Genomic DNA, 19513 nt, shown 5'->3' with positions numbered 1-19513 from the left:
AACACGTTGCAGTTGACCTTCTCAGGACGGTCGCAACACCAGCACCAGATTGCTCACCGTGAATTCCCGCAGGACCGGCGTCGAGGTCATCCACCATGCCCATCTCGGGTGGTAGCGGGGAAATGCGGCGACCAGCGCCCCGGTCGACCGCGCCCACCTCAGCCCGTCGGCCGCCGATACCGCGAACAACGACGATCCGTAGTCGTTCTTCGGCCGGTGCCCGTGCTTGCGGGTGTAGCGACGCGCCGCCCGGGCCCCGCCCAGGTAGTGCGTCAGGCCCATCTCATGCCCACCGAACGGGCCCAGCCACACCGTGTAGGACAGCACCACCAGCCCCCCAGGCCGGGTCACCCGCAACATCTCGTTGCCCAGCCGCCACGGGTGGGCAACGTGTTCGGCCACATTGGACGACAGGCAGACATCGACGCTGTCATCGGCGAAGGGCAGGGCCATCCCGGAGGCGCGCACGAACATGCCCGCGCCCGGTTCGGCTGCCGGCCCGGCGTGCATCTCTGCCGGGTCTGGTTCCACTCCGATATAGGTCATTCCGGCGTCGTCGAACGCCGCTGAGAAGTACCCGGGCCCGCCGCCGACGTCGAGCACCGTCCGGTCCGCCGTCGGCCTATCGGTCGTGGCGGTCCACAGGTCGGCCACCATGGTCGCGGTGTCGGCGGCCAACGCGCCGTAGAACCGGGCCGGGTCGCTCTGTTCGTATCGGAACGCACCCAACAGCCGCACCGACCGTCCTAGCGTCGCCCGCCTTGCGAACCGGGTCGCAGCAGTCTGCACCCGCTCAAACTACTCACCGGTACTCTCGACACGATGTCCGTCGGTCCTGATCCAGTGTCTCGCGTGCGCAGCGTGCTGCTGCTGTGCTGGCGCGACACCGGGCATCCCCAGGGCGGCGGCAGTGAGGCCTACCTGCAGCGCATCGGCGCCCAGTTGGCGGCCGGCGGGATCGACGTCACCCTGCGCACCGCGCGCTATCCGGGCGCCCCGCGCCGCGAGACGCTCGACGGCGTGACTGTCAGCCGCGCCGGTGGCCCGTACTCGGTGTACATCTGGGCCGGACTGGCGATGGTGTTGGCGCGCGTGGGCCTCGGTCCGCTGCGCGGGTCCCGGCCCGACGTCGTCATCGACACTCAGAACGGCATCCCGTTTCTGGCACGGCTGGCCTACGGCCGGCGGTCCACCGTGCTGGTGCACCACTGCCACCGTGAGCAATGGCCGGTGGCCGGGCGCCGCACCGGCAGATTCGGCTGGTTCGTCGAGTCCCGGCTCTCACCGCGGCTGCACCGGCGCAATCAGTACGTCACGGTGTCACTGCCCTCGGCCCGCGAGCTCGTCGAACTCGGTGTGGGCAAGGAGCGGATCGCGGTGGTGCGCAACGGGCTCGACGCCGCGCCGGAGTGCACCCTCGAGCAACCGCGATCGGTGACGCCGCGGGTGGCGGTGCTGTCACGGCTGGTGCCGCACAAGCAGATCGAGGACGCCCTCGATGCCGTCGCCGCGTTGCGGACCCGCATTCCGGACCTGCACCTCGACATCGTCGGCGGCGGTTGGTGGCAGGACCGTCTCGTCGCGCACGCCGCCCGACTCGGCATCGCCGACGCGGTCACCTTTCACGGTCACGTCGGCGACGACATCAAACACCAAGTCGTCCAACAGTGTTGGGTACACCTGATGCCGTCCCGCAAAGAGGGCTGGGGGCTGGCCGTCGTCGAGGCGGCTCAGCACGGCGTCCCGACCGTCGGCTACCGGTCCTCCGGTGGGCTGACCGACTCGATCGTCGACGGTGTCACCGGCCTGCTGGTCGACGGTCCCGATGAGCTCACCGACGCCCTGGCCCGGTTGCTCACCGATCCCGTGCTGCGGATCGAGTTGGGCGCCAAGGCGCAGGTGCGCAGCACCGAATTCTCCTGGGCGCAGAGCGCGGACGCGATGCGTGCGGTGCTCGAGTCGGTGCACGCCGGCCGGTACATCAGCGGCGTGGTGTAGCCCTTACTTCGGCGAGTTGCCGGGCAGGTTACCGGGGGCGGCGGTCTGCGGGCCGGGCGCCTTCACCGTCGGGGTGAACAGGTTGCCGCCGGTCGGGCTGATGCTCTTCTCGGTGGGCCCCACCGGCGCGGTGCTCGTCGTCGGAGGAGCGGTCGTCGTCGTGGTGGTGGTGGTGGTGGTGGTGGTGCTCGGCGCGTCCTTCTCGCCGTTCGAGCACGCCACCGAGCCTGCCGCCAGCGAGGCCAGGATGACAAGGCCTGCGGTGCGGCGCAGCCAGGGGGACGTGGTGGCGTTCATTTCAAGCTCCTGTGGTGGGATCTGATAGGCGGACCGTCATCCGGTATATCGCGCAGGAACCCTAACCTGATTCCCGGCTGTATGTCGGCTGAGGATGGCCCGCCGAAAGTGATATCGCCGGCGATATCACTTTCTGGAAACGCCAGACGGATCCGGCTGCCGACGCGGTCGTAGCGCCAGTAGCCCGGCGACGATCAGCGTTCCCAGCCACACCAGATGGGCGGCGATCAGCAGAGCGCGCCCGGACGCCGCAGGTGTGTAGCCGCCCACCCGGTACAGCGTGAGATCGCGGTCCCGGTACGCCACCGGCAAATCCATTACAGCAGAACCTGTTTCGGTGACCACCCAACCCACGCCGGCATCGGCCAGTCGATCCAGGGAGGCGCCGTCGAGCAGCAGCGCCGTCACCTCGCGGCCGCGGCTGCCCTCCCCGGACACCGTCTTCCCGCCGATCATCAGGTCACCGCTGGACAACACGTCGGCGGACACCCAGCGTGGCAACGGGTCCAGCACCGGTGCCGGGCCGGCCCAGCCGAATTGCCGCATGCTGTCGGCGGGCAGCACAGCGACGGGCCGGGGATCGGCGTTGATCATCGAGGCCACGGCCGTCCATCCCGGCGGATAGCGCACGGCGTGCAGTTGCCCGCCCACACCCCACGCCAAGTCGGGCAACACCGCGATCAGCGCGGTCCCGCACACGACGGCCACCGCGCGGCCGTACCGCGCCACCCCCGCGGCGGCCAGCACGTAGCCGGGCAGCGCCAGCGCCACCCACTTCTGCCCGTCGCGCAGCACGCCGAGACCGGGCACCGTGCGCACCACCGACTCCAGCAGCGCCAAACCCGGTCCCGTAGCGAGCAATGCGGGCAGCACCACCGCGACGACGGCCAGCACCAGCAGCGGCCGGGCCGGGCGCACCCGCAGCACCGCAGGCAGACCGGCGGCCACCACCGCCAGTAGGACGGTCGTCGCCACCACCGCGAAAAGCGTTGTCCGCGAACCGGGTACCGCCTGCCCGTTCCAGATTCCGGCCATGCCGGCCAGGCTGCCGAGCGTGCCGAGGCCGGGTTCGGCACGGGCGGCGAAGGCCTGCACCCCGGTACTTGCCACCCCGGACAACGAACCCGCCACCACCGACGCCGTCAGCCAGGGCAGCGCGGTACCGGCCGACGCGACCAGCGTCACCCCGACGGCACGCCGGCTGCGCGCGCACACCAGTGCCACGATGGCGGCCAGCATCAGTCCGGTCGGGGTCAGCCCCGCCAGCGCGATCCAGAACACCGCCGCCGGCCAGCCCGGTTTCTCTCCCGTCGCTTCGTTCGCCCCGAGCCGCCACATCGCCGCCGCCACCCAGGGCAGGCAGCCGTAGCCGACCAGCAGACTCCAGTGGCCCTGCAACAACCGTTCGGCCACATAGGGGTTCCAGATCGCCAGCGTCACCGCCACACCCTGGCCGGCCCACCCCGCGTCCGGCAGCACCGCGGCCACCAGTCGCGCGGCGCCCCAGCCGGCCAGCCACAGCCCGGCCACCAGCAGCACCTTGACCAGTACGCCGCCGTCGATCACGGTCGAGGTCACGGCAATGAAGAAGTCCTGCGGAAGCGCCCGTGGTGCGGCCTCGGACAAGCCGAGGGCGGCATCGGACAGATAGGACCGCGGCGTGGACACCGCGTCGCGCAGCAGCAGATAACCGGGCCCCAGCAGCGGGCCGGCGACCACCAGGGACAACGCCAGCGCGTACGCCGGCGCCATCCAGCGCCGGGTGGTCAGGCCTGTCGGTCCGGCGGCAGGTCCGTCGGGCGCCGGGTGGGTATCTTCTCGGTCTGCGCCTCGGCGGCCGGCATCGGACCGGACTCGTCGTCACGACGACTGAAGAACCCGCGATCTGATCCGTCCAGTCCCGGGTCGATCAAGGCCGACTCGGCGCGCAGCCCGAAGGAGCCCAGCAGCACGCCGCCCACCAGCATCACCAGGCCCAGCCCGGCGAACGTGATCGGCAGGATCCGGCTCCACAGCGCCAAATTATCGGCCTCGTCGCGCGCGGCGGATACCTGCGACTCGACGGTCTCATCGGTCGAGGTGACCGTGAAGTCGGCGAACGTGACCTCGGGTTTGAGGGCGTCGCGTGCGTAGTAGTGGTAGCCGTGCTGCTTGGCCTTGACGATCGTGCCGCTCACCGGGTCCACCCAGAACGTCCGCTGTGCGGCGTAATAGCGGGTCATGGTGATCGGGTCGTACGGATCCGGGGCCTCCACGCCCCACTGTGCGGCGCGGGCGGTCACCGTGCTGTCGATGTCGTTGTCGTACAGCGATGCGTACTTGACCGGCTCGGCCAGCTTGCCGTCCGCGTCGTAGCCGACGTTCTGCGTGAACCGGAAGGTGGTCAGCCCGTTGACGTCCTCTTCGCCGTCGTAGTTGGCGTCGAAGGCCTTCTGCGCGATCGGGTCGAAGAACGGGTAGGTCTTCTTCTCGGTGTCGAACGGGAACCGGTAGGCCAGGCCCTCGTGCGGCAACGCGATGTTCGTCGGCGGATTGTCCTCGTCGATGGTGCGCGGCTTCTGCACGGCACCGCCGGGGTTGGTGTCACTGGACACCGCCTCCGCGGTGGTCCGGTTCAGCGTCACGGTGTCCACCATGGCCAGCAGCAACCCGTTGTCCTGTTGCTTGTCCGTGCGGCGCAGCGAGGTGCCGGCCTGCAGGGTGACGACGTCGGCGTTGGCCGGAGCCTCGACGCTGAGCTGCTGTTGCAGCGCCACCGGAACGTTCTTGTTGACGACGAAATGTTCCGGCTGGGACAGCGAGGCAGGATCCAATGAGGTCCCGGTGCCTTCGCTGATCAGGTCGGCTTCAAGATCCAGCGGGATCTTGGCGATCTTGCCCTTGGTGTACGTGGACAGCAGCAGCGCGGCGATGAGCAGGGCAGCACCGAGCCCCATCAGTCCGCACGCTGCAATTCGCAGGGCCACTGCGCGGTTCAACCCGTGCTCCCTTCGGTCGAGCCTGACCCTAACAGCACACGGTAAGGCCGGTGTTTATGACAAGTCGATAGCTCCCGGCACACTGGTTCGCATGACGGCACCGCCGACCCCCACGACCGGGGGGACACGAAGCTTCCTGCCCGCCGTCGAGGGAATGCGGGCCTGCGCGGCCATCGGGGTGGTCATCACCCATGTCGCCTTCCAGACCGGGCACACCGGCGGCATGGGCGGGCGCCTGCTGGGCCGGTTCGACCTCGCGGTGGCGGTGTTCTTCGCGCTGTCGGGGTTCCTGCTGTGGCGCGGTCACGCCGCCGCGGCGCGCGGCCTGCGTCGACGCCCGCCCACCGGGCACTACCTGCGGTCCCGGTTGGTGCGCATCATGCCCGGCTATCTGGTGGCCGTCGTCGTGGTGCTCAGCCTGCTGCCCGACGCCGAGGCCAATTTCACGGTGTGGCTGGCGAACCTGACGCTCACCCAGATCTACGTGCCGCTGACCCTGACCGCCGGGCTGACCCAGATGTGGAGCCTGTCGGTGGAGGTCAGTTTCTACCTGGCGCTGCCGCTGCTGGCGTTGCTGGCCCGCCGGCTGCCGGTGCGGGCCCGGATACCGGCGATCGTGGCGGTCGCGCTGGCCAGCCTGTGCTGGGGACTGCTGCCGCTGTATCCACCGGCCGGGGTCAACCCGCTGAACTGGCCGCCGGCCTTCTTCTCCTGGTTCGCCGCGGGCATGGTGCTGGCCGAACTGACCGTCGGACCCGTCGGTGTCGCGCACCGATTGGCCCGCAATCGCCTGCTGATGGCCGCGCTGGCGGCGGCGGCTTTCGTGGTGGCGGCGTCACCGCTGGCCGGGCCCGAGGGTCTGACGCCGGGCACCGTTGGCCAGTTCGTGGTCAAGGTGACGATGGGCGCGGTGGTGGCCGGGGCGCTGGTGGCGCCGCTGGTGCTGGACCGCCCCGACACGCCGCACCGGCTGCTAGGCAGCCGGCCGATGGTGACGCTGGGCCGGTGGTCCTACGGCCTGTTCATCTGGCACCTGGCGGCGCTGGCCATGGTCTTCCCGATCATCGGGCAGTTCCCGTTCGACGGGCACATGCCTGCGGTGCTGGTGTTGACGCTGGTGTTCGGGTTCGCGATCGCGGCGGTCAGCTACGCGCTGGTCGAGTCGCCGTGCCGCAACGCCCTGCGCCGGTGGGAGTACCGGCAGGCGGAGCGACGGGGTGTGGCACAGCCCCCTCCGCTGGACAGCTCGGTCACCGACGCCACCGAGCCCGCGATAGCGCGATAACGCCCGCCGGGATCGACTTTATCCGGTACCGCGGGTACCGTTCCGTCGATGGAGTTGTTGCAGACCGACACCCCGGACGGCACCGCCATTGCGTTGCACGCCCGTCCCGTGCAGTTCGACCTGAGCACCGTGCCCGCGCACTACGTATACGGACAACCGGTGGCAACCCACCTCTACAACGGGCTGAGCCTGCTGCTGCCCGCCGGTGAGGACTGGTTCATCAGCGTGCTCAAGGAGGCGCTGCCGCACATCGAGGACGAGAAGCTGCGCGAGGACGTCATCGGTTTCATGGGCCAGGAGTCCATGCACGCCAACGCCCACGTGGGGCTCAACGACTACCTGAACCGGCACGGGATCGATCCTGCGCCGATGGTGGAGCGTGCCAACTGGGTGTTCGGCACCCTGCTCGGCCCCCGCCAGACCTCCGGCGAGGAGGCACACAACTACCTGGTCGAACGCCTTGCCGTGATCGCCGCGCTCGAGCACATCTTCGCGTTCCTGGGCGACTGGGTGCTCAACGCGGACCGGCTGAACGCCACCACCGTGCACCCGGTGGTGCTGGACCTGTTGCGCTGGCACGGCGCCGAGGAAGTCGAGCACCGGATGGTGTCTCATGACGTCCTGCACTACTTCGACGGCGGCTACTTCCGCCGCGTCCGCGCGCAGGCGGTGGTCGCGCCGATCCTGCTGTATCTGATCTGGCAGGGCATCCGCTACCTGATGCGGGTCGACCCCAACGTGGCGCTGTCGCGCCGGCAGCGTAAAGCGGTGTGGCGCAGGCTGTTCGGATCTGCCCGTCGCGGGGTGACGCCACCGGTGCGGCATCTGGTCATCCGCGCCCTGCAGTACTTCTCGCCGTGGTATCACCCAGGCGACGTCGGTGACACCGCGCAGGCAGTGGCCTACCTGGCATCCTCGCCGGCCACCCGGCCGCCGGCGCAGTGAAGCACGTCCCGCCGGTCGGGGCGCCGATCGACGACCGCGCCATCAACATGATCGCCACCGCGCTGGACCGCTTCTGGCTGCGGCCGGTGACCCGCAAGGGCTACGCCGACCAGCGCGCGGTGCGCAACCCCGACGATCCGATGACCCTGGTGCTGGCCAAACGCGCCGTCGTCGCCAGCGACAACGACGTGGTGGCACTGACATTCGCCGATCCCGCGGGTGCGCAGCTGCCCGCCTGGCAGCCCGGCTGCCACCTGGATCTGCACCTGCCATCCGGGCGACGGCGGCAGTATTCGCTGTGCGGTGACCCGCAGGATCGCTCCGGTTACCGCATCGCGGTCCGCAAGATACCCAACGGGGGTGGCGGCTCGCTGGAGATGCACGCCCTCACCGAAGGCGACACCGTCACGGTGCGCGGACCGCGCAACGGCTTCCCGTTCATCCCGCATCCGCGGGTGCTGTACCTCGCCGGCGGTATCGGCATCACCCCGATCCTGCCGATGGTGCGCGCCGCCCAGCGGCTGGGCACCGACTGGCATTTCGTGTACTGCGGGCGCAGCGTCGACACCATTCCGTTCCTCGACGAGATATGGCAGTGGGACCCGGCCCGGGTCACCATCCGCCTCGACGACGAGCACGGCATCCCCACCGCGGCCGACCTGTTGGCCCACGCGCCCCGCGACGGCGCGGTCTACGTCTGTGGACCGCCACCGATGATCGAGACCGTCCGGCACGGGTTCGGCGAAACGGGTGCGACCGCACTGTATTTCGAACGGTTCAGCGCCGCCCCGGTGATCGACGGCACCGCGTTCGAGATCGAGCTGGCCAGCACCGGCGAGGTGCTGGACGTCGCGGCGGACGAAACCGTCCTGCAGGCACTGACCAGGGTGCGGCCCGACATTGCCTACTCCTGCAGGCAGGGCTTCTGCGGTACCTGCAAGATCGGGGTATTGGCAGGCACGCCCGAACACCGCGACAACCGGCTCACCGACGACGAACGTCAGACGTCGATGCTGACCTGCGTATCGCGTTCGGTCACACCGCGTCTCGTGCTGGACGCGTAGGCACTGCGGAAGCGGCCAGCATCGCCACGGCGATCAGTGCCACCAGTTGCACCCCGGCCGAATGGCCGATGTAACCGTCCACCGATCGCCACGGATAGCGCGACAGCGCCGCGCCGGCGACGATGAGCCCGACGGCGCAGGTGCCCACGGTGATCGACTGCTGTAACGCCGGACGACCGCGCAACAGGTGCCGGACGGCCAGCGCCGCCGCGACCACCGCGACCCCGGTGACTCCACTGATCACCGCGCCGGCCGCCAGCACGGCGGCGCCCGTGACGAGCGGACCGGGCCGCCAGGGCCGGACGGGTTCGCCGGCGCGCGGACGCCGGATGGGCAGCAGCGCAAGCAGAGCCAGGATGGGCAGCAGGGCCAGCCCGCCGAACAGCCCGACGCGGTAGGCGGCGTTCGACGGGAAGGTCAACGTGATGGGTCCCGAGGTGCCCGCCGGGATCACCCAGCCCTGTTGCCAGCCGTTCACGGTGATCGGGCGCAGCGCGTCACCGCCGCCGGCGTGCGCGACCCAGCCGGGATTGCGGCTCTCGGGCACCACCAGGATCCGGTCCTGAGCCGACGCATCCACGGTGACCTCGCGGCGATCCGGTCCCCATTGCCCGTGCTGCGCGGGAATCGTTGGGGCGCTGCGCAATTGATCGGCATCCGGGGTGGCCAGCTGGATTCCGTCGACGAAGAAGGACGGGCCCGGACTGACCAACAGTTCTTGCTGGCCGGCCGGCAGTGCGATCGGGCGGCCCTGGCACGGGCGGGCGGCGACGGGCTCGCCGTCGAGCAGGGCACCGACGGTGGTGGTGACCGAGCTCTGGACGAACTGCCCGGCCACGCCGATGATCGGCCCCTGCCCGCACGGCAGCGCGATGGTGCGGGCGCGGTTGGCCACACCGTCGGCCGCGGCGATGGGCCGGTGGGCTCGGTCCAGTGCGGTCACCTCGGCCAGGCCTGGCGGCTTCAACTGATCGAAACCCAGTGCGTTGCGGTCGATCACGTCGCGCCAGTCCAGGATCGACACCGTGATGGTGTCGGTCACCCGCGGTTTGAGATCGACGGTCTGGGTCTTGGTGCCCGCCAGTCGGCGCACCTGAGGACCGTCACCGAGATCGATGGCCACCATGGTCGGATGTGCGGGCAGCGCCGTGGAGCTGGGCGCCAGCATCAGCGCCGCGACCTCCGCGGGTGCGGGCAGCTTCACGGTGACGCTGGGCGCCGTCTTGAACTGCACCACGTTCTGCGGGGCCGTCCACGCGGTATGCGGGTCCCCGTCGGCGGCGGCGTAGGCCGAACCCAGCACGTCGATCGGGTCGGCGTCGCCGGTGGCGCGCGCGGTCTCGGGCATGGCGATCAGGTCGGCGAGCCGCGGACCCTGGCGGGCCCGCACCCATACCGTGGGTGTCACCGTGGTGGCCGAAGGCACTGTCAGCGTGCGGCTCAGGTTCACCGGCTCCTCGGGGGCCAACGCCATCGCCGCCGCGCACCGCACCCCGTCCGGTGCCGTCGCGCAACCGGGTTGGCCCTGCAGCTCAGAACCCAGATCCCACAGTGCGGCAGCCGAACCCGCAGGCGGGCCGGGGACTTCCACCGAATGGCGCAGGTTCACCGGATGGGCGAAACCCGATGCGTCGTACTGGGTGACCGAGAAATCCGTGATCCCGAACTGCACGCCGGGGGAGCCGTCATTGGTGCCGACCGCGGTGATCCGCATCCACGGGGTCTCGCCGTAGGGCAATGCCACCGACAGCGGCTTTCCCGGCTGATCGAATCGCAGCGTGGTGGTGCCGGTCGCGGTGGACACCTCCAGCCGGCGCACCTGCGCACCGACGGCGGTGGCACTCGGGGTGATGGTCAACGAGGCGTTGGTGATCGGATGGTCGAAGTCGACCTGCAGCCATTGACCCACCGCGGTCTGCAACGCATTGGACACCCAACTCGTCGACGAATCTCCGTCGATCGCTGCCGCCGGCCCCGTCGACGGCGAGACATTGGGCAGCGCAGTGGAATCCGCTGCGGAGCTGGATGCGGTGAGACGCCCGCCGAACCACTTGCCGTGCACCGGGTCGGTGCCCGCCGGGTAGTCCATCACCCGGTTGAAGGTGTGCCGGAGATCGTCGGGGGTGCGCACGGCCGAGGAGTGGTTGTCCACCCGGCCGTAGTCGGTCTCGCGTGCCAGCGGGGTGTCGGTGACGATGACGGACGGGGTGGTCAGCCCGGCGCGCTGCGCGTCGGCGGTCAGCAGCATCGGTCCCAGCGGCGGTTTGTTCAGCAACCTGCGCCGCTCGTCCAGGCGCAGCAGCGCTTCCGGGCCGCCGTCGACCCGGGCCATCGCGCCGGCGTCCACCAGATACGGGCCGGGGGCCGCGCCGTCTACCCGGTAGATCTCGACCGCCGGATACGGCGGTCGTAGCCCGCTGTCGGCGATGAATCCCTCCAGCAGGCCGGGCCCGACCGGTTCGCCGAACGCCGCCACCCTGGTCAGTCCGGGGGAGTGGTCGACGGCTCGATGCACCAGCAGTGGCCGCGCCGACCGGGACGTCTCCGGATCCAGGTCGTTTCGCACCACCAGGTACGAAATACCTTGCTGGGCAAGGGTATCGGCCAGCCCTGCGGACGGCCGTCCGGCGGCGAACAGGCGCTGCACCGAATCCAGCGCGCGGATGGTTTCCGGTGGTGTCAGCGGGATGGAGTCGCGCACACCCCACGGAAAGTCGGCGAGCACCTGCAGCGGTTCGTCGTGGGTGTTTCCCCACACCTGGGTGGCGAACGGTGCCCCCGGCGCCACCAGCACGCGGCCCCGATCGGTGTTGTGCTCGTCGAGCCAGCGCGCCGTGTCATGCCAGTACTGCGGGATCGCGCTGAAACTGCCGGGCGGGGTGAGCCGCCCGGTCCAGGCCAGCGACGAGCCGGCGGCCAGCGCCGCCAGCACCACGATGGCCACCGCCACCCGGCGGTCCCTCTCCGGATGCGTCCACGCGGGTAGCCAGACCCGGCGGGGCACGCTGCCGGGCAACGGAACCCGGCCCAGCAGATGGGCCAGGCCCAGCGTGAGCGGCAGCCGGATCAGTGGTTCGAGCTTGTGCACGTTGCGCAGCGGCGTACCCGAGGCGTCCAGGAACAGCTGCACCTGATGGGCGATCGGAGATCCGAGCCCGCCGGAGTATCCCGCGGCCAGCGCGACGATCCCGATCAGCAGGATGCCGATGAGCCGGCCCCGGGCCGGCATCGTGCGCAGCGCCAGGCCGGCCAGTCCGGCCGCCGCGACCAGGGTGGTGGCCAGCACGGCCACCGACCCGGTGACCAACGACGACCCGGCCGTCGCGGTCGTCGCGACATACGGGGTCCAGCTGTCGGTGCCGCGCAGCACCTCGGTCAGTGACAGCCAGCTGGTGGTGACGCCCGAGGATTCGATGTAGTCCAGGAACGGCGGACTGATCCGGCCCAGCAGTACCAGGGCGACGGCCCACCAGGTGATGGCGAGCACCGTGCACAGCGCCCACCACGCGGTGAAACGCCACCACTGCTTGTTCGGGCGGTGCGCCGCCCACCAGATCACCGCGGCCAGGCAGCCGGTCAGGGTGGCGACGGCGTTCACCGCGCCCATCAGCGCGACGGCCGCCGCCGAACGGGCGGCCAGCGTCCGGACCCTGGGGTCACCGCGCATCACCAGGATCACCGGCAGCAGCACCCACGGCGCCAGCATCATCGGCAGCGTCTCCGAAGAGATCGCGCCCAGGGTGGTCAGCACCCGCGGGGACAGGGCGAACGCCGTCGCCGCGATGATCCGGGAGGTGGGATTGCCGATCCCCAGGACCTCGGCGACCCGCAGCACACCCCAGAACCCGATGGTCAGCAGCAACGCCCACCACAGCCGCTGGGTGACCCAGCCGGGCAGTCCGATCAGGTCACCGAGCAGGAAGAAGGCGCCGTGCGGGAACAAGTAGCCGTAGGCCTGGTTCTGCGCCTGGCCGAACGGCAGGTCGCTGTTCCACAGGTTGCCCGCCCGGGCCAGGAACCGCAGCGGATTCGCGGTGAGATCGAGTTTGGTGTCGGGGGAGACCAGGCCGGGGGACTGCGCGAAGCACAGGGCCAGCGAGACGATGCCCACCAGCCACAGCCAGCGGCGGGGAAGTGGGGCGGTGGCAGACCCAGGGGCGAGCGAAGCGACGGGGTCGCATCCCTGTGTGGCGGTTGCCCCCGGGCTAGGCCCGGTCGCCGTATTCAACGCGGTTGAGCACGGATGACGCCGGGTCACCCGACTGCACCGGCGGCTTGGTGTCCTGCTGGATCATCAGCGTCACACCGAAGATCGCCGCCGCACCCAGCAAAAGGCCGACGACGATGCTGGCCGCGGCAGGCACGACGAACCGATCCATGCGGCCAACCTAGCACGGGACAATATGAGGATGACGACTGCTGAGCGGGAGTTCTGGCGTGGCGCCGGTGCCACCGTGTGGGTCGGCTACGACGACGCGGGTGCCCTGAGGTTCAGCGGGTACGACCGCGCCCACCTCGGGGGATACGAATACACCGTCACGGTGGAGCAAACCCATTTTCCGGCGCTGCGGCACGCCCTGGGAGTCTGCGGCGAGGCGGAAGTGCTCGACGCGGTGTGCGCCGCGGTGGCCGACATCATGCCCGGCGGTGAACGACGCTGGCTGACGGCGCACGGCATCGCCAGCCGTCTGCAGACCTGGTGACGGTCAGACCAGGTAGTACAGCTCTGCGTCCTCGTCGCGCTTTTCCAACCGTGCTTTCGCATACCGCACGGCCTTCAGCGTCGCCGAGAACTCCTGCTCCTCCTCCGGGAAGACCTGCTCGGCGGGGAACCACACGCCGAAGCCGATGTTGGTCAGCACCTTCCACGTGTCCGGGCGCACCCCGGCCAGCAGGACCGTCACCCCCTGCCCGTTGGTCTCGCGGACGAAATGTTCCAGCCGTTCGATGGTGACGGCGTCGGGATGGCGCACTCGTTTGAGCCGCAGCACCACGAACTCGATGTCCTCGGCCTTGATCCGGTCCCGCAGGGTGTCGAAGTAGCGGTCCAGCTCCGGTGCGGCACCGAAGAACAATTCGCCTTCCAGGTCGTAGATCACGATCGACGTATCACCCGTATCGCCTGAGACCCGTTCACGCACCACCCGCTCCGGCGTCACCGTCAGTTCGGCGGCGGTCAGTTTGGCCGCCCGCGGAACGAACAGCAGAATCGACAAGGCGATACCGAGCAGCACGGCCTTGTCCAAATCCACCAGCACACCGGTGAGTGCGGTGACGATCACCAGTCCCGCGTCGTAACGGGAGGCTTTCACCGTCGTCCACAGCCGATGGAAATCGACCAGCCGGGCCGCGGTCACCAGGAGCAGCCCGGCCAGCGCGGCCTGCGGGATGTAGTGCAGCAGTGGGGCGAACAACAGCAGCGCCACCGCGACCGCGGCCGCGGCCAGGATGCCGGAGAGCCGGGTGGCCGCGCCGGCCTGATGGTTGATCGCCGACCGGGACAGCGACCCGGACCCGGGCAGGCTCTGGAAGAACCCGCCGGTCAGGTTGGCCAGACCCTCGGCCAGGATCTGCCGGTTGTAGTCGATCTTCTGCTGGGTCTGGTGCGCGATGGCCTTCGCGATCGACAGCGCCTCGATGAGCCCGATGAACGCGATCGCCAAGGCGCCCTGGGACAGCTCGGCCAGCGAGTGCAGGTCAACGGTCGGGATGTGGAATCCGGGCAGGCTCTGCGGGACCTTCGCCGCCAGGTTCACCGCGGTCTTCCCGTGGGCATCCGGTGTTGACCATCCCGCCAGGAAGGCGATGACCCCGGCGATGATCAGGACGGTCAGCAGGTCGATCTGCGGCAGGCCGTACCGCTTGACCAGCCGGCGCAGCACGACGGCGATCACGATCGCCGAGACGCTGAGGGACACCGCTTTCAGGTTGATCTTGTCGCCGTGGAACACGGTGAGATACACGTTCTGCAGGATCGGGGTGTGCGCGTCGCCCTTGCTCTTCACGCCCAGTGCGTTGCCGATCTGGCCGAGGGCCAGGATCAGCGCCGCCGCGGCCATGAAGCCGATGATCACCGACTCGGAGATGTAGCGGGTCAGGTCGCCCAGCTTGAGCACGGCGATGAGGATCTGGATGACGCCGACCAGGATGCCGAGCAGGAACAGCGCCTCGAACAGCAGCGTGCGGTTCTCCGGGTCGATGAATGCCAGCGAGCTGAACACCAGCAATGAGATCGCACTGGTGGGCCCGTTGATCAGGTGCGAGGACGACCCGAACACCGATGCGACGGCGGTCACCACGATGGCCGAGTAGACGCCGTACTTCGGGTCTACGCCGGCGATCAGCGCGTACGCGATGCCCTGCGGCAGCGCGACGGCGGCCACCGTCAGGCCGGCGATCAGGTCACGGCGGGCCAGCGTCGAGGTATAGCTCACGAGTTGGCCGCCTTCGCCGGAGCAGAGATGGTGTCGTAGATGCCGTTGTCGCCGTAGAACTGCTGCCGCGCGTCGTTCCAGTCCTTGGCGATGGCGGTGATCGGGAACAGGGTGATGTTCGGCAGCGTGTCGGTGTGCTTGGCCGCCACGTCGGGCAGCACCGGCCGATAGCCGTACTGGGCGAACAACTCCTGGGCCGGCGGGGTGAAGAGGTACTGCAGGTAGGCCTTCGCATTGGCTTGCGTGGTGGCATCCGTGTCGTTGGCGTCCACCCACGCCACGGCTGGCTCGGCCTTGATGCTCACCGGCGGATAGACGACCTCGAACTCCCCGGAGTTGGCTGCGACCTCGCGCAGCGCCTCGTTCTCCCATGTCAGATGGACGTCACCGACCTTCTGGTCGGCGAAGGTGGCGGCCGACGTGCGGGCTCCGGCGTCGAACACCGCGACGTGTCGGTACAGCGTGCGCAGATAATCCTGGGCCTGCTCCGGGGTGCCGTCGCGGGTGGTCACCGAACCCCAGGCGGCCAGGAAGCTGAGCTGACCGTTGCCGGAGGTCTTCGGGTTCGGCGTCACCACCGAGACTCCGTCGCGCACCAGGTCGGGCCAGTCGTGGATGCCCTTCGGGTTGCCCTTGTGCACCACGAACACCACGGTGGAGGTGTAGGGCACCGAGTTGTTGGGCAGCCGCTTCTGCCAATTGTCGGCGATCAGTCCGCGCTTGTGCAATGCCTCGACATCGCTGACCAACGCCAGCGACACCACGTTGGCGCGTTCGGTGCCGTCGATGACATTGCGGGCCTGTCGCCCCGATCCGCCGTGGGACTGTTTGATCTCCAATGGGCCGCTGTGCTGCTCGATGAACTGTTTGTCCAGGGCCGCGTACACCTCTCGGGTGGGGTCGTAGGACACGTTGAGCAGTTGGTTGGGGGTGTCGTCGGGCAGGTTCTTCACCGTCACCAGGACACCGGCGAGCAGGATCGCCGCCACGCCGACGATGTTGAGCACCGGGATGCGGCCCGGCCGCTTCCCTGGCCCGTTTTCGGCCTCGCTCATTGGCAACCCCCTGATCTGCAGCGATAGGCGCCTGACGTTAGCGGCGGACGGGGCGCAGGGCACCGACCCGAATCTGTGTGATTGCAAAGCCCGGTTGTGGCCGCTCTCAGGTGTTCTCCGGAGCGGTGCTGTGCGCCGACTAAGGTCTGTGGGCATGCCGGTGACCCGCACCCTGTGTGCCCTGACAGCGTTGTCCGGACTATTGCTCGGGTGCTCGCACTCGCAACCGGCGGCGTCGCCGGCGACCAGCAGCGTGACCCCGGCGTCCACGAGCATGCCGCTGGCTCCCGCGCCGTCGCAGGCGCTGCCGCTGTGCGGGGATGTCGCCGCACTTCCGATCCGGGAGAAGTTGGCGCAGCTGCTGATGGTGGGGGTGACCGACGCCGCGGATGCCAAAGCGGTGGTGACGAACTATCACGTCGGGGGCATCTTCATCGGCAGCTGGACCGACAAGTCGATCTTCGGCGAATCGCTGAAGGGCGTCACCGACGCCGCCTCCGCGTTGCCGCTGGCGGTCAGTGTCGACGAGGAGGGCGGCCGGGTATCGCGGCTGGCCGGCCTGATCGGCGCGCAGCCCTCCCCGCGGGTGCTGGCCCAGACCAAGACGGCCGATGAGGTGTATCAGATTGCGCTGCAACGCGGTCAGGCGTTGCGCGGTCTCGGCATCACCGTCGACTTCGCGCCCGTCGTCGATGTCACCGACGAGCCCGACGACGAGGTGATCGGGGACCGGTCGTTCGGGTCGGACCCGGTCAAGGTCACCGAGTACGCAGGCGCCTACGCCCGCGGGTTGCGCGACGGCGGCGTCATGCCGGTGCTCAAGCACTTCCCGGGACACGGGCACGGCTCCGGTGATTCGCACACCGGTGGTGTCACCACCCCGCCGCTGGAACAGCTCAAGACCGACGACCTGGTGCCGTACGCGACACTGACCACCCAACCCGGAGTCGCGGTGATGGTCGGGCACCTGCAGGTGCCGGGACTGACCGGCAGTGACCCGGCCAGTCTCAGCAAGCCGGCCTACGACCTGCTGCGCTCGGGTGGGTACGGCGGTCCCGGTTTCAACGGTGTGGTGTTCACCGACGATCTGTCCAGCATGGCGGCTATCAGCGCACGGTACGGCGTGTCCGAGGCGGTGCTGCGGGCGCTGCAGGCCGGGGCCGATATCGCACTGTGGGTGACCACCGGTGAGGTGCCCGCGGTCCTGGACCATCTGGAGAAGTCGGTCAACGCGGGACAACTCGCGGTGCCCGCGGTGGATGCTTCACTTGCGCGTCTCGCCGCGATGAAATGTGGATAATCTGATGGCGTGACCACACATCGCGCAGTCCATGTCGGTGCGGCTCAGGGCCCGTTGGAACTCGTGGATGTCCCGACGTCCTCGCCGCCACCCGGGCATGTCCGCATCGACGTGGCCGCCTGCGGTGTGTGCGGCGCGGACCGTGAATTCGTCAGCGGGCACTTTCCCGGTATGACGTGGCCGCTGACCCCTGGCCACGAGATCGCCGGCACCATCGCCGAAATCGGTTCGGGTGTCGAGGGTTTCGCCGTCGGTGACCGGGTTGCGGTCGGCTGGTTCGGTGGCAACTGCAACCACTGCGGGCAGTGCCGCAAAGGCCAGTTCATCCACTGCGAGAACGGGCAGGTGCCCAGCTGGCAGTACCCGGGTGGGTACGCCCAGTCGGTCACCGCGCCGGCCACCGCGCTGGCGCGCATCCCCCAGGCCCTGTCGTTCGTCGACGCGGCGCCGATGAGTTGCGCCGGCGTCACCGTCTATCACGCGCTGCGCTCGACGCACGCGCTCGCCGGTGATCGGGTCGCCGTTCTCGGCGTCGGCGGGCTGGGACACCTCGGCATCCAATTCGCGCGTGCGATGGGCTTCGAGACCGTCGCCGTGGCACGCGGTGCCGACAAGGCCGAGGACGCCCGCCGGTTCGGCGCCCACCACTACGTCGACTCGACGGCAGGTGATGTCAGCGAGTCACTGCGCGCGCTCGGCGGTGTCGCGGTGGTGCTGGCCACCGCTGCCAACGCCGCGGCCATCGGCCAGACGGTGGGAGGGCTGAATCCGCGCGGTGAGCTGATCGTCATCGGCGTGTCCGCGGACCCGCTGCCCATCAGCCCGCTGGATCTCATCACCCCGGCGCTCACCGTCGCCGGGCACCCGTCCGGGACCGCCGCCGACGTCGAAGACACCATGAATTTCGCTGTCCTGCACAATGTTCGGGCCCAGATTCAGGAGTATCCGCTGGACCAGGCGGCCGAGGCCTACGCGGCCATGGAGCACGGACGCGCCCGGTACCGCGGGGTCATCACGATCTGAGCCCGTACACCCGGGCGGCATTGTGGACGCCGATCATGTCGACGATCCGGATCGCGTCGCCGACGGTGCAGTCGCCGCGGCTGACCCAACCGCCCAAGGCGACACCCATGGCGCGGCGCCACAGTACCGAGCCCAGCAGGTGCAGCTCTGGTGGACCGAACGCGTCCGACGAGTACAGCTGTTTGGCGAACGGTGCGGTCTCCAGGGCTTCGGCCACCAAGGCCGTCGACCGGGTCCCCAGGAAGTTGATGGCAAGTCCCACATCGAAGTTCACGTGGTCGAAAGCCTGGGCCAGGTACCCGGCCTGTCGGTGGTACGGGTAGCAGTGCAACAGGAGTACCGGCACGGGCGGCATCCTGCGCAGCAGCGGTAGCAGCAGTAATGGATCGGTGCGGTGCAGATCCAGATCGCGGTCCCCGAAACCCACGTGCACCTGCACCGGGAGCCCGCGGTCGGCGGCCTCGTGCACCCCGAACGACACCAGCACCGGGCTGTCCAGCCTGGACCGGTGCGCTCGGGCATGCTCGATCACCGCCGCATCGGACGGACGTGACCAGTCGATGTCAAACCCGGTGCGGTAGGCGCAGATCGTCTTGGCGCCCAACGTGTCCGGATCGTCGAGCGCCTGGCGCAGGGTCGCCCGGAAGGCGTCGGGGAACGCTTCCGGGGCGATGCCGTCGTTCAGTAGTTCTTCGGCGAGCCGTTCCAGCCGAAGAATCGACGATGACGGGCGGCCGCTGAGTTCGGTGAGACGCTGGGGGGTGGTGACGAGTTGGCCCTGGTATCCGGTGTCGACGATCCAGTGCGCGACGCCGGCCGCGGGCAGCAGCAGTTCGGCGAGTTGACACGGAGTCAGTTCGGCCCTGCGCCGCCAGTACGTGTCGGCGTCGGCCAGCGTGTTCAATCCCAGCAGCGGTGCACACCAACGCCGGATGGAAAGGCCCAGCGGAGAATCGAACTGGGACATGAAGGCCGGCACGGGATCCGTCGAGGCCTCGTTGAGGGCTGCTTCGAAACCGGATCGGTCGACCGGCTGGTCGAACACGCCGTGTACGTGATGGTCGATCAGTTGTATGTGGCGCAGATGATCGGCCAGGGCGGCGGGCACCTCGACACCGTCGAAAACGTCCATCC

The 19513-nt window shown here is 69.3% G+C and carries 16 protein-coding genes; 7 read left to right on the top strand and 9 right to left on the bottom strand.

Annotated features, from left to right (window positions below):
* Positions 1-21: 21 nt before the first annotated feature.
* Positions 22-789 carry a class I SAM-dependent methyltransferase gene (locus ACXPWS_RS29795; RefSeq protein WP_458710097.1) on the bottom strand — a complete coding sequence of 256 codons (768 nt, stop codon included), beginning with the start codon at positions 787-789 and terminating at the stop codon, positions 22-24.
* A 54-nt stretch (positions 790-843) separates the two neighbouring features.
* Here ACXPWS_RS29795 and ACXPWS_RS29790 point away from each other — a divergent pair, with 54 nt between their 5' ends.
* Positions 844-1998, top strand: a complete 1155-nt coding sequence (locus ACXPWS_RS29790) for a glycosyltransferase family 4 protein (RefSeq protein ID WP_458713745.1) — start codon at positions 844-846, stop codon at positions 1996-1998.
* 3 nt (positions 1999-2001) lie between these two features.
* Here ACXPWS_RS29790 and ACXPWS_RS29785 read toward each other — a convergent pair whose 3' ends face one another.
* The 3 genes from ACXPWS_RS29785 to ACXPWS_RS29775 all read right to left on the bottom strand — a co-directional run bounded on the left by ACXPWS_RS29785 (position 2002) and on the right by ACXPWS_RS29775 (position 5273).
* Positions 2002-2295 (bottom strand): hypothetical protein, encoded by a 294-nt coding sequence (locus ACXPWS_RS29785; RefSeq protein ID WP_458710096.1) that lies wholly within the window; start codon positions 2293-2295, stop codon positions 2002-2004.
* Between the two features lie 126 nt (positions 2296-2421).
* A complete protein-coding gene (locus tag ACXPWS_RS29780; RefSeq protein ID WP_458710095.1) occupies positions 2422-4047 on the bottom strand; it encodes a hypothetical protein in 1626 nt (541 codons plus the stop codon).
* A gap of 14 nt (positions 4048-4061) precedes the next feature.
* Positions 4062-5273 (bottom strand): DUF3068 domain-containing protein, encoded by a 1212-nt coding sequence (locus ACXPWS_RS29775; RefSeq protein WP_458710094.1) that lies wholly within the window; start codon positions 5271-5273, stop codon positions 4062-4064.
* 91 nt (positions 5274-5364) lie between these two features.
* Between ACXPWS_RS29775 and ACXPWS_RS29770 the strand changes: the two genes are divergently transcribed.
* From ACXPWS_RS29770 to ACXPWS_RS29760, 3 genes are read left to right on the top strand one after another with little or no spacing between them, the layout of a single operon-like run.
* The gene (locus ACXPWS_RS29770) at positions 5365-6558 is read left to right on the top strand and encodes an acyltransferase family protein (protein ID WP_458710093.1); all 1194 of its coding nucleotides are present in this window, start codon (positions 5365-5367) and stop codon (positions 6556-6558) included.
* Between the two features lie 48 nt (positions 6559-6606).
* The gene (locus tag ACXPWS_RS29765; protein ID WP_458710092.1) at positions 6607-7503 is read left to right on the top strand and encodes a metal-dependent hydrolase; all 897 of its coding nucleotides are present in this window, start codon (positions 6607-6609) and stop codon (positions 7501-7503) included.
* Between the two features lie 47 nt (positions 7504-7550).
* Complete coding sequence (locus tag ACXPWS_RS29760) at positions 7551-8567, top strand: PDR/VanB family oxidoreductase (RefSeq protein WP_458713744.1); 1017 nt, start codon at positions 7551-7553, stop codon at positions 8565-8567.
* Here ACXPWS_RS29760 and ACXPWS_RS29755 read toward each other — a convergent pair.
* Positions 8539-12678: an alpha-(1->3)-arabinofuranosyltransferase gene (locus ACXPWS_RS29755; RefSeq protein ID WP_458710091.1), complete on the bottom strand. Its 4140-nt coding sequence runs from the start codon at positions 12676-12678 to the stop codon at positions 8539-8541. The two genes, ACXPWS_RS29760 and ACXPWS_RS29755, sit on opposite strands and share 29 nt — an antisense overlap.
* A gap of 94 nt (positions 12679-12772) precedes the next feature.
* Entirely contained in the window at positions 12773-12946 is a 174-nt protein-coding gene (locus ACXPWS_RS29750; protein ID WP_064961435.1) for a DUF2613 domain-containing protein, read from the bottom strand.
* A gap of 30 nt (positions 12947-12976) precedes the next feature.
* Here ACXPWS_RS29750 and ACXPWS_RS29745 point away from each other — a divergent pair, with 30 nt between their 5' ends.
* Positions 12977-13270: a hypothetical protein gene (locus ACXPWS_RS29745; protein ID WP_458710090.1), complete on the top strand. Its 294-nt coding sequence runs from the start codon at positions 12977-12979 to the stop codon at positions 13268-13270.
* A gap of 3 nt (positions 13271-13273) precedes the next feature.
* On the opposite strand, the gene ACXPWS_RS29740 is transcribed toward ACXPWS_RS29745, so the two are convergent.
* Both ACXPWS_RS29740 and ACXPWS_RS29735 read right to left on the bottom strand, forming a co-directional pair.
* On the bottom strand, positions 13274-15001 hold the full coding sequence (locus ACXPWS_RS29740) for a SulP family inorganic anion transporter (protein ID WP_458710089.1): 1728 nt from the start codon (positions 14999-15001) through the stop codon (positions 13274-13276).
* Positions 14998-16056 carry a sulfate ABC transporter substrate-binding protein gene (locus ACXPWS_RS29735; RefSeq protein ID WP_458710088.1) on the bottom strand — a complete coding sequence of 353 codons (1059 nt, stop codon included), beginning with the start codon at positions 16054-16056 and terminating at the stop codon, positions 14998-15000. Before ACXPWS_RS29735 ends, ACXPWS_RS29740 begins: the two co-directional genes overlap by 4 nt.
* Positions 16057-16210: 154 nt before the next feature.
* Here ACXPWS_RS29735 and ACXPWS_RS29730 point away from each other — a divergent pair, with 154 nt between their 5' ends.
* Both ACXPWS_RS29730 and ACXPWS_RS29725 read left to right on the top strand, forming a co-directional pair.
* Positions 16211-17356 (top strand): glycoside hydrolase family 3 N-terminal domain-containing protein, encoded by a 1146-nt coding sequence (locus ACXPWS_RS29730; RefSeq protein WP_458710087.1) that lies wholly within the window; start codon positions 16211-16213, stop codon positions 17354-17356.
* A gap of 9 nt (positions 17357-17365) precedes the next feature.
* Positions 17366-18379, top strand: coding sequence for an alcohol dehydrogenase catalytic domain-containing protein (locus ACXPWS_RS29725; protein ID WP_458710086.1), 1014 nt, complete (start codon positions 17366-17368; stop codon positions 18377-18379).
* Here the strand turns inward: ACXPWS_RS29725 and ACXPWS_RS29720 are convergent.
* Entirely contained in the window at positions 18369-19511 is a 1143-nt protein-coding gene (locus tag ACXPWS_RS29720; RefSeq protein WP_458710085.1) for an amidohydrolase family protein, read from the bottom strand. The two genes, ACXPWS_RS29725 and ACXPWS_RS29720, sit on opposite strands and share 11 nt — an antisense overlap.
* Positions 19512-19513 lie beyond the last annotated feature (2 nt).

The sequence above is a fragment of the Mycobacterium sp. BMJ-28 genome (assembly GCF_054404835.1).
Note: the sequence above shows the minus strand (reverse complement) of the source record. Positions and strands in the feature narration are given on the sequence as shown.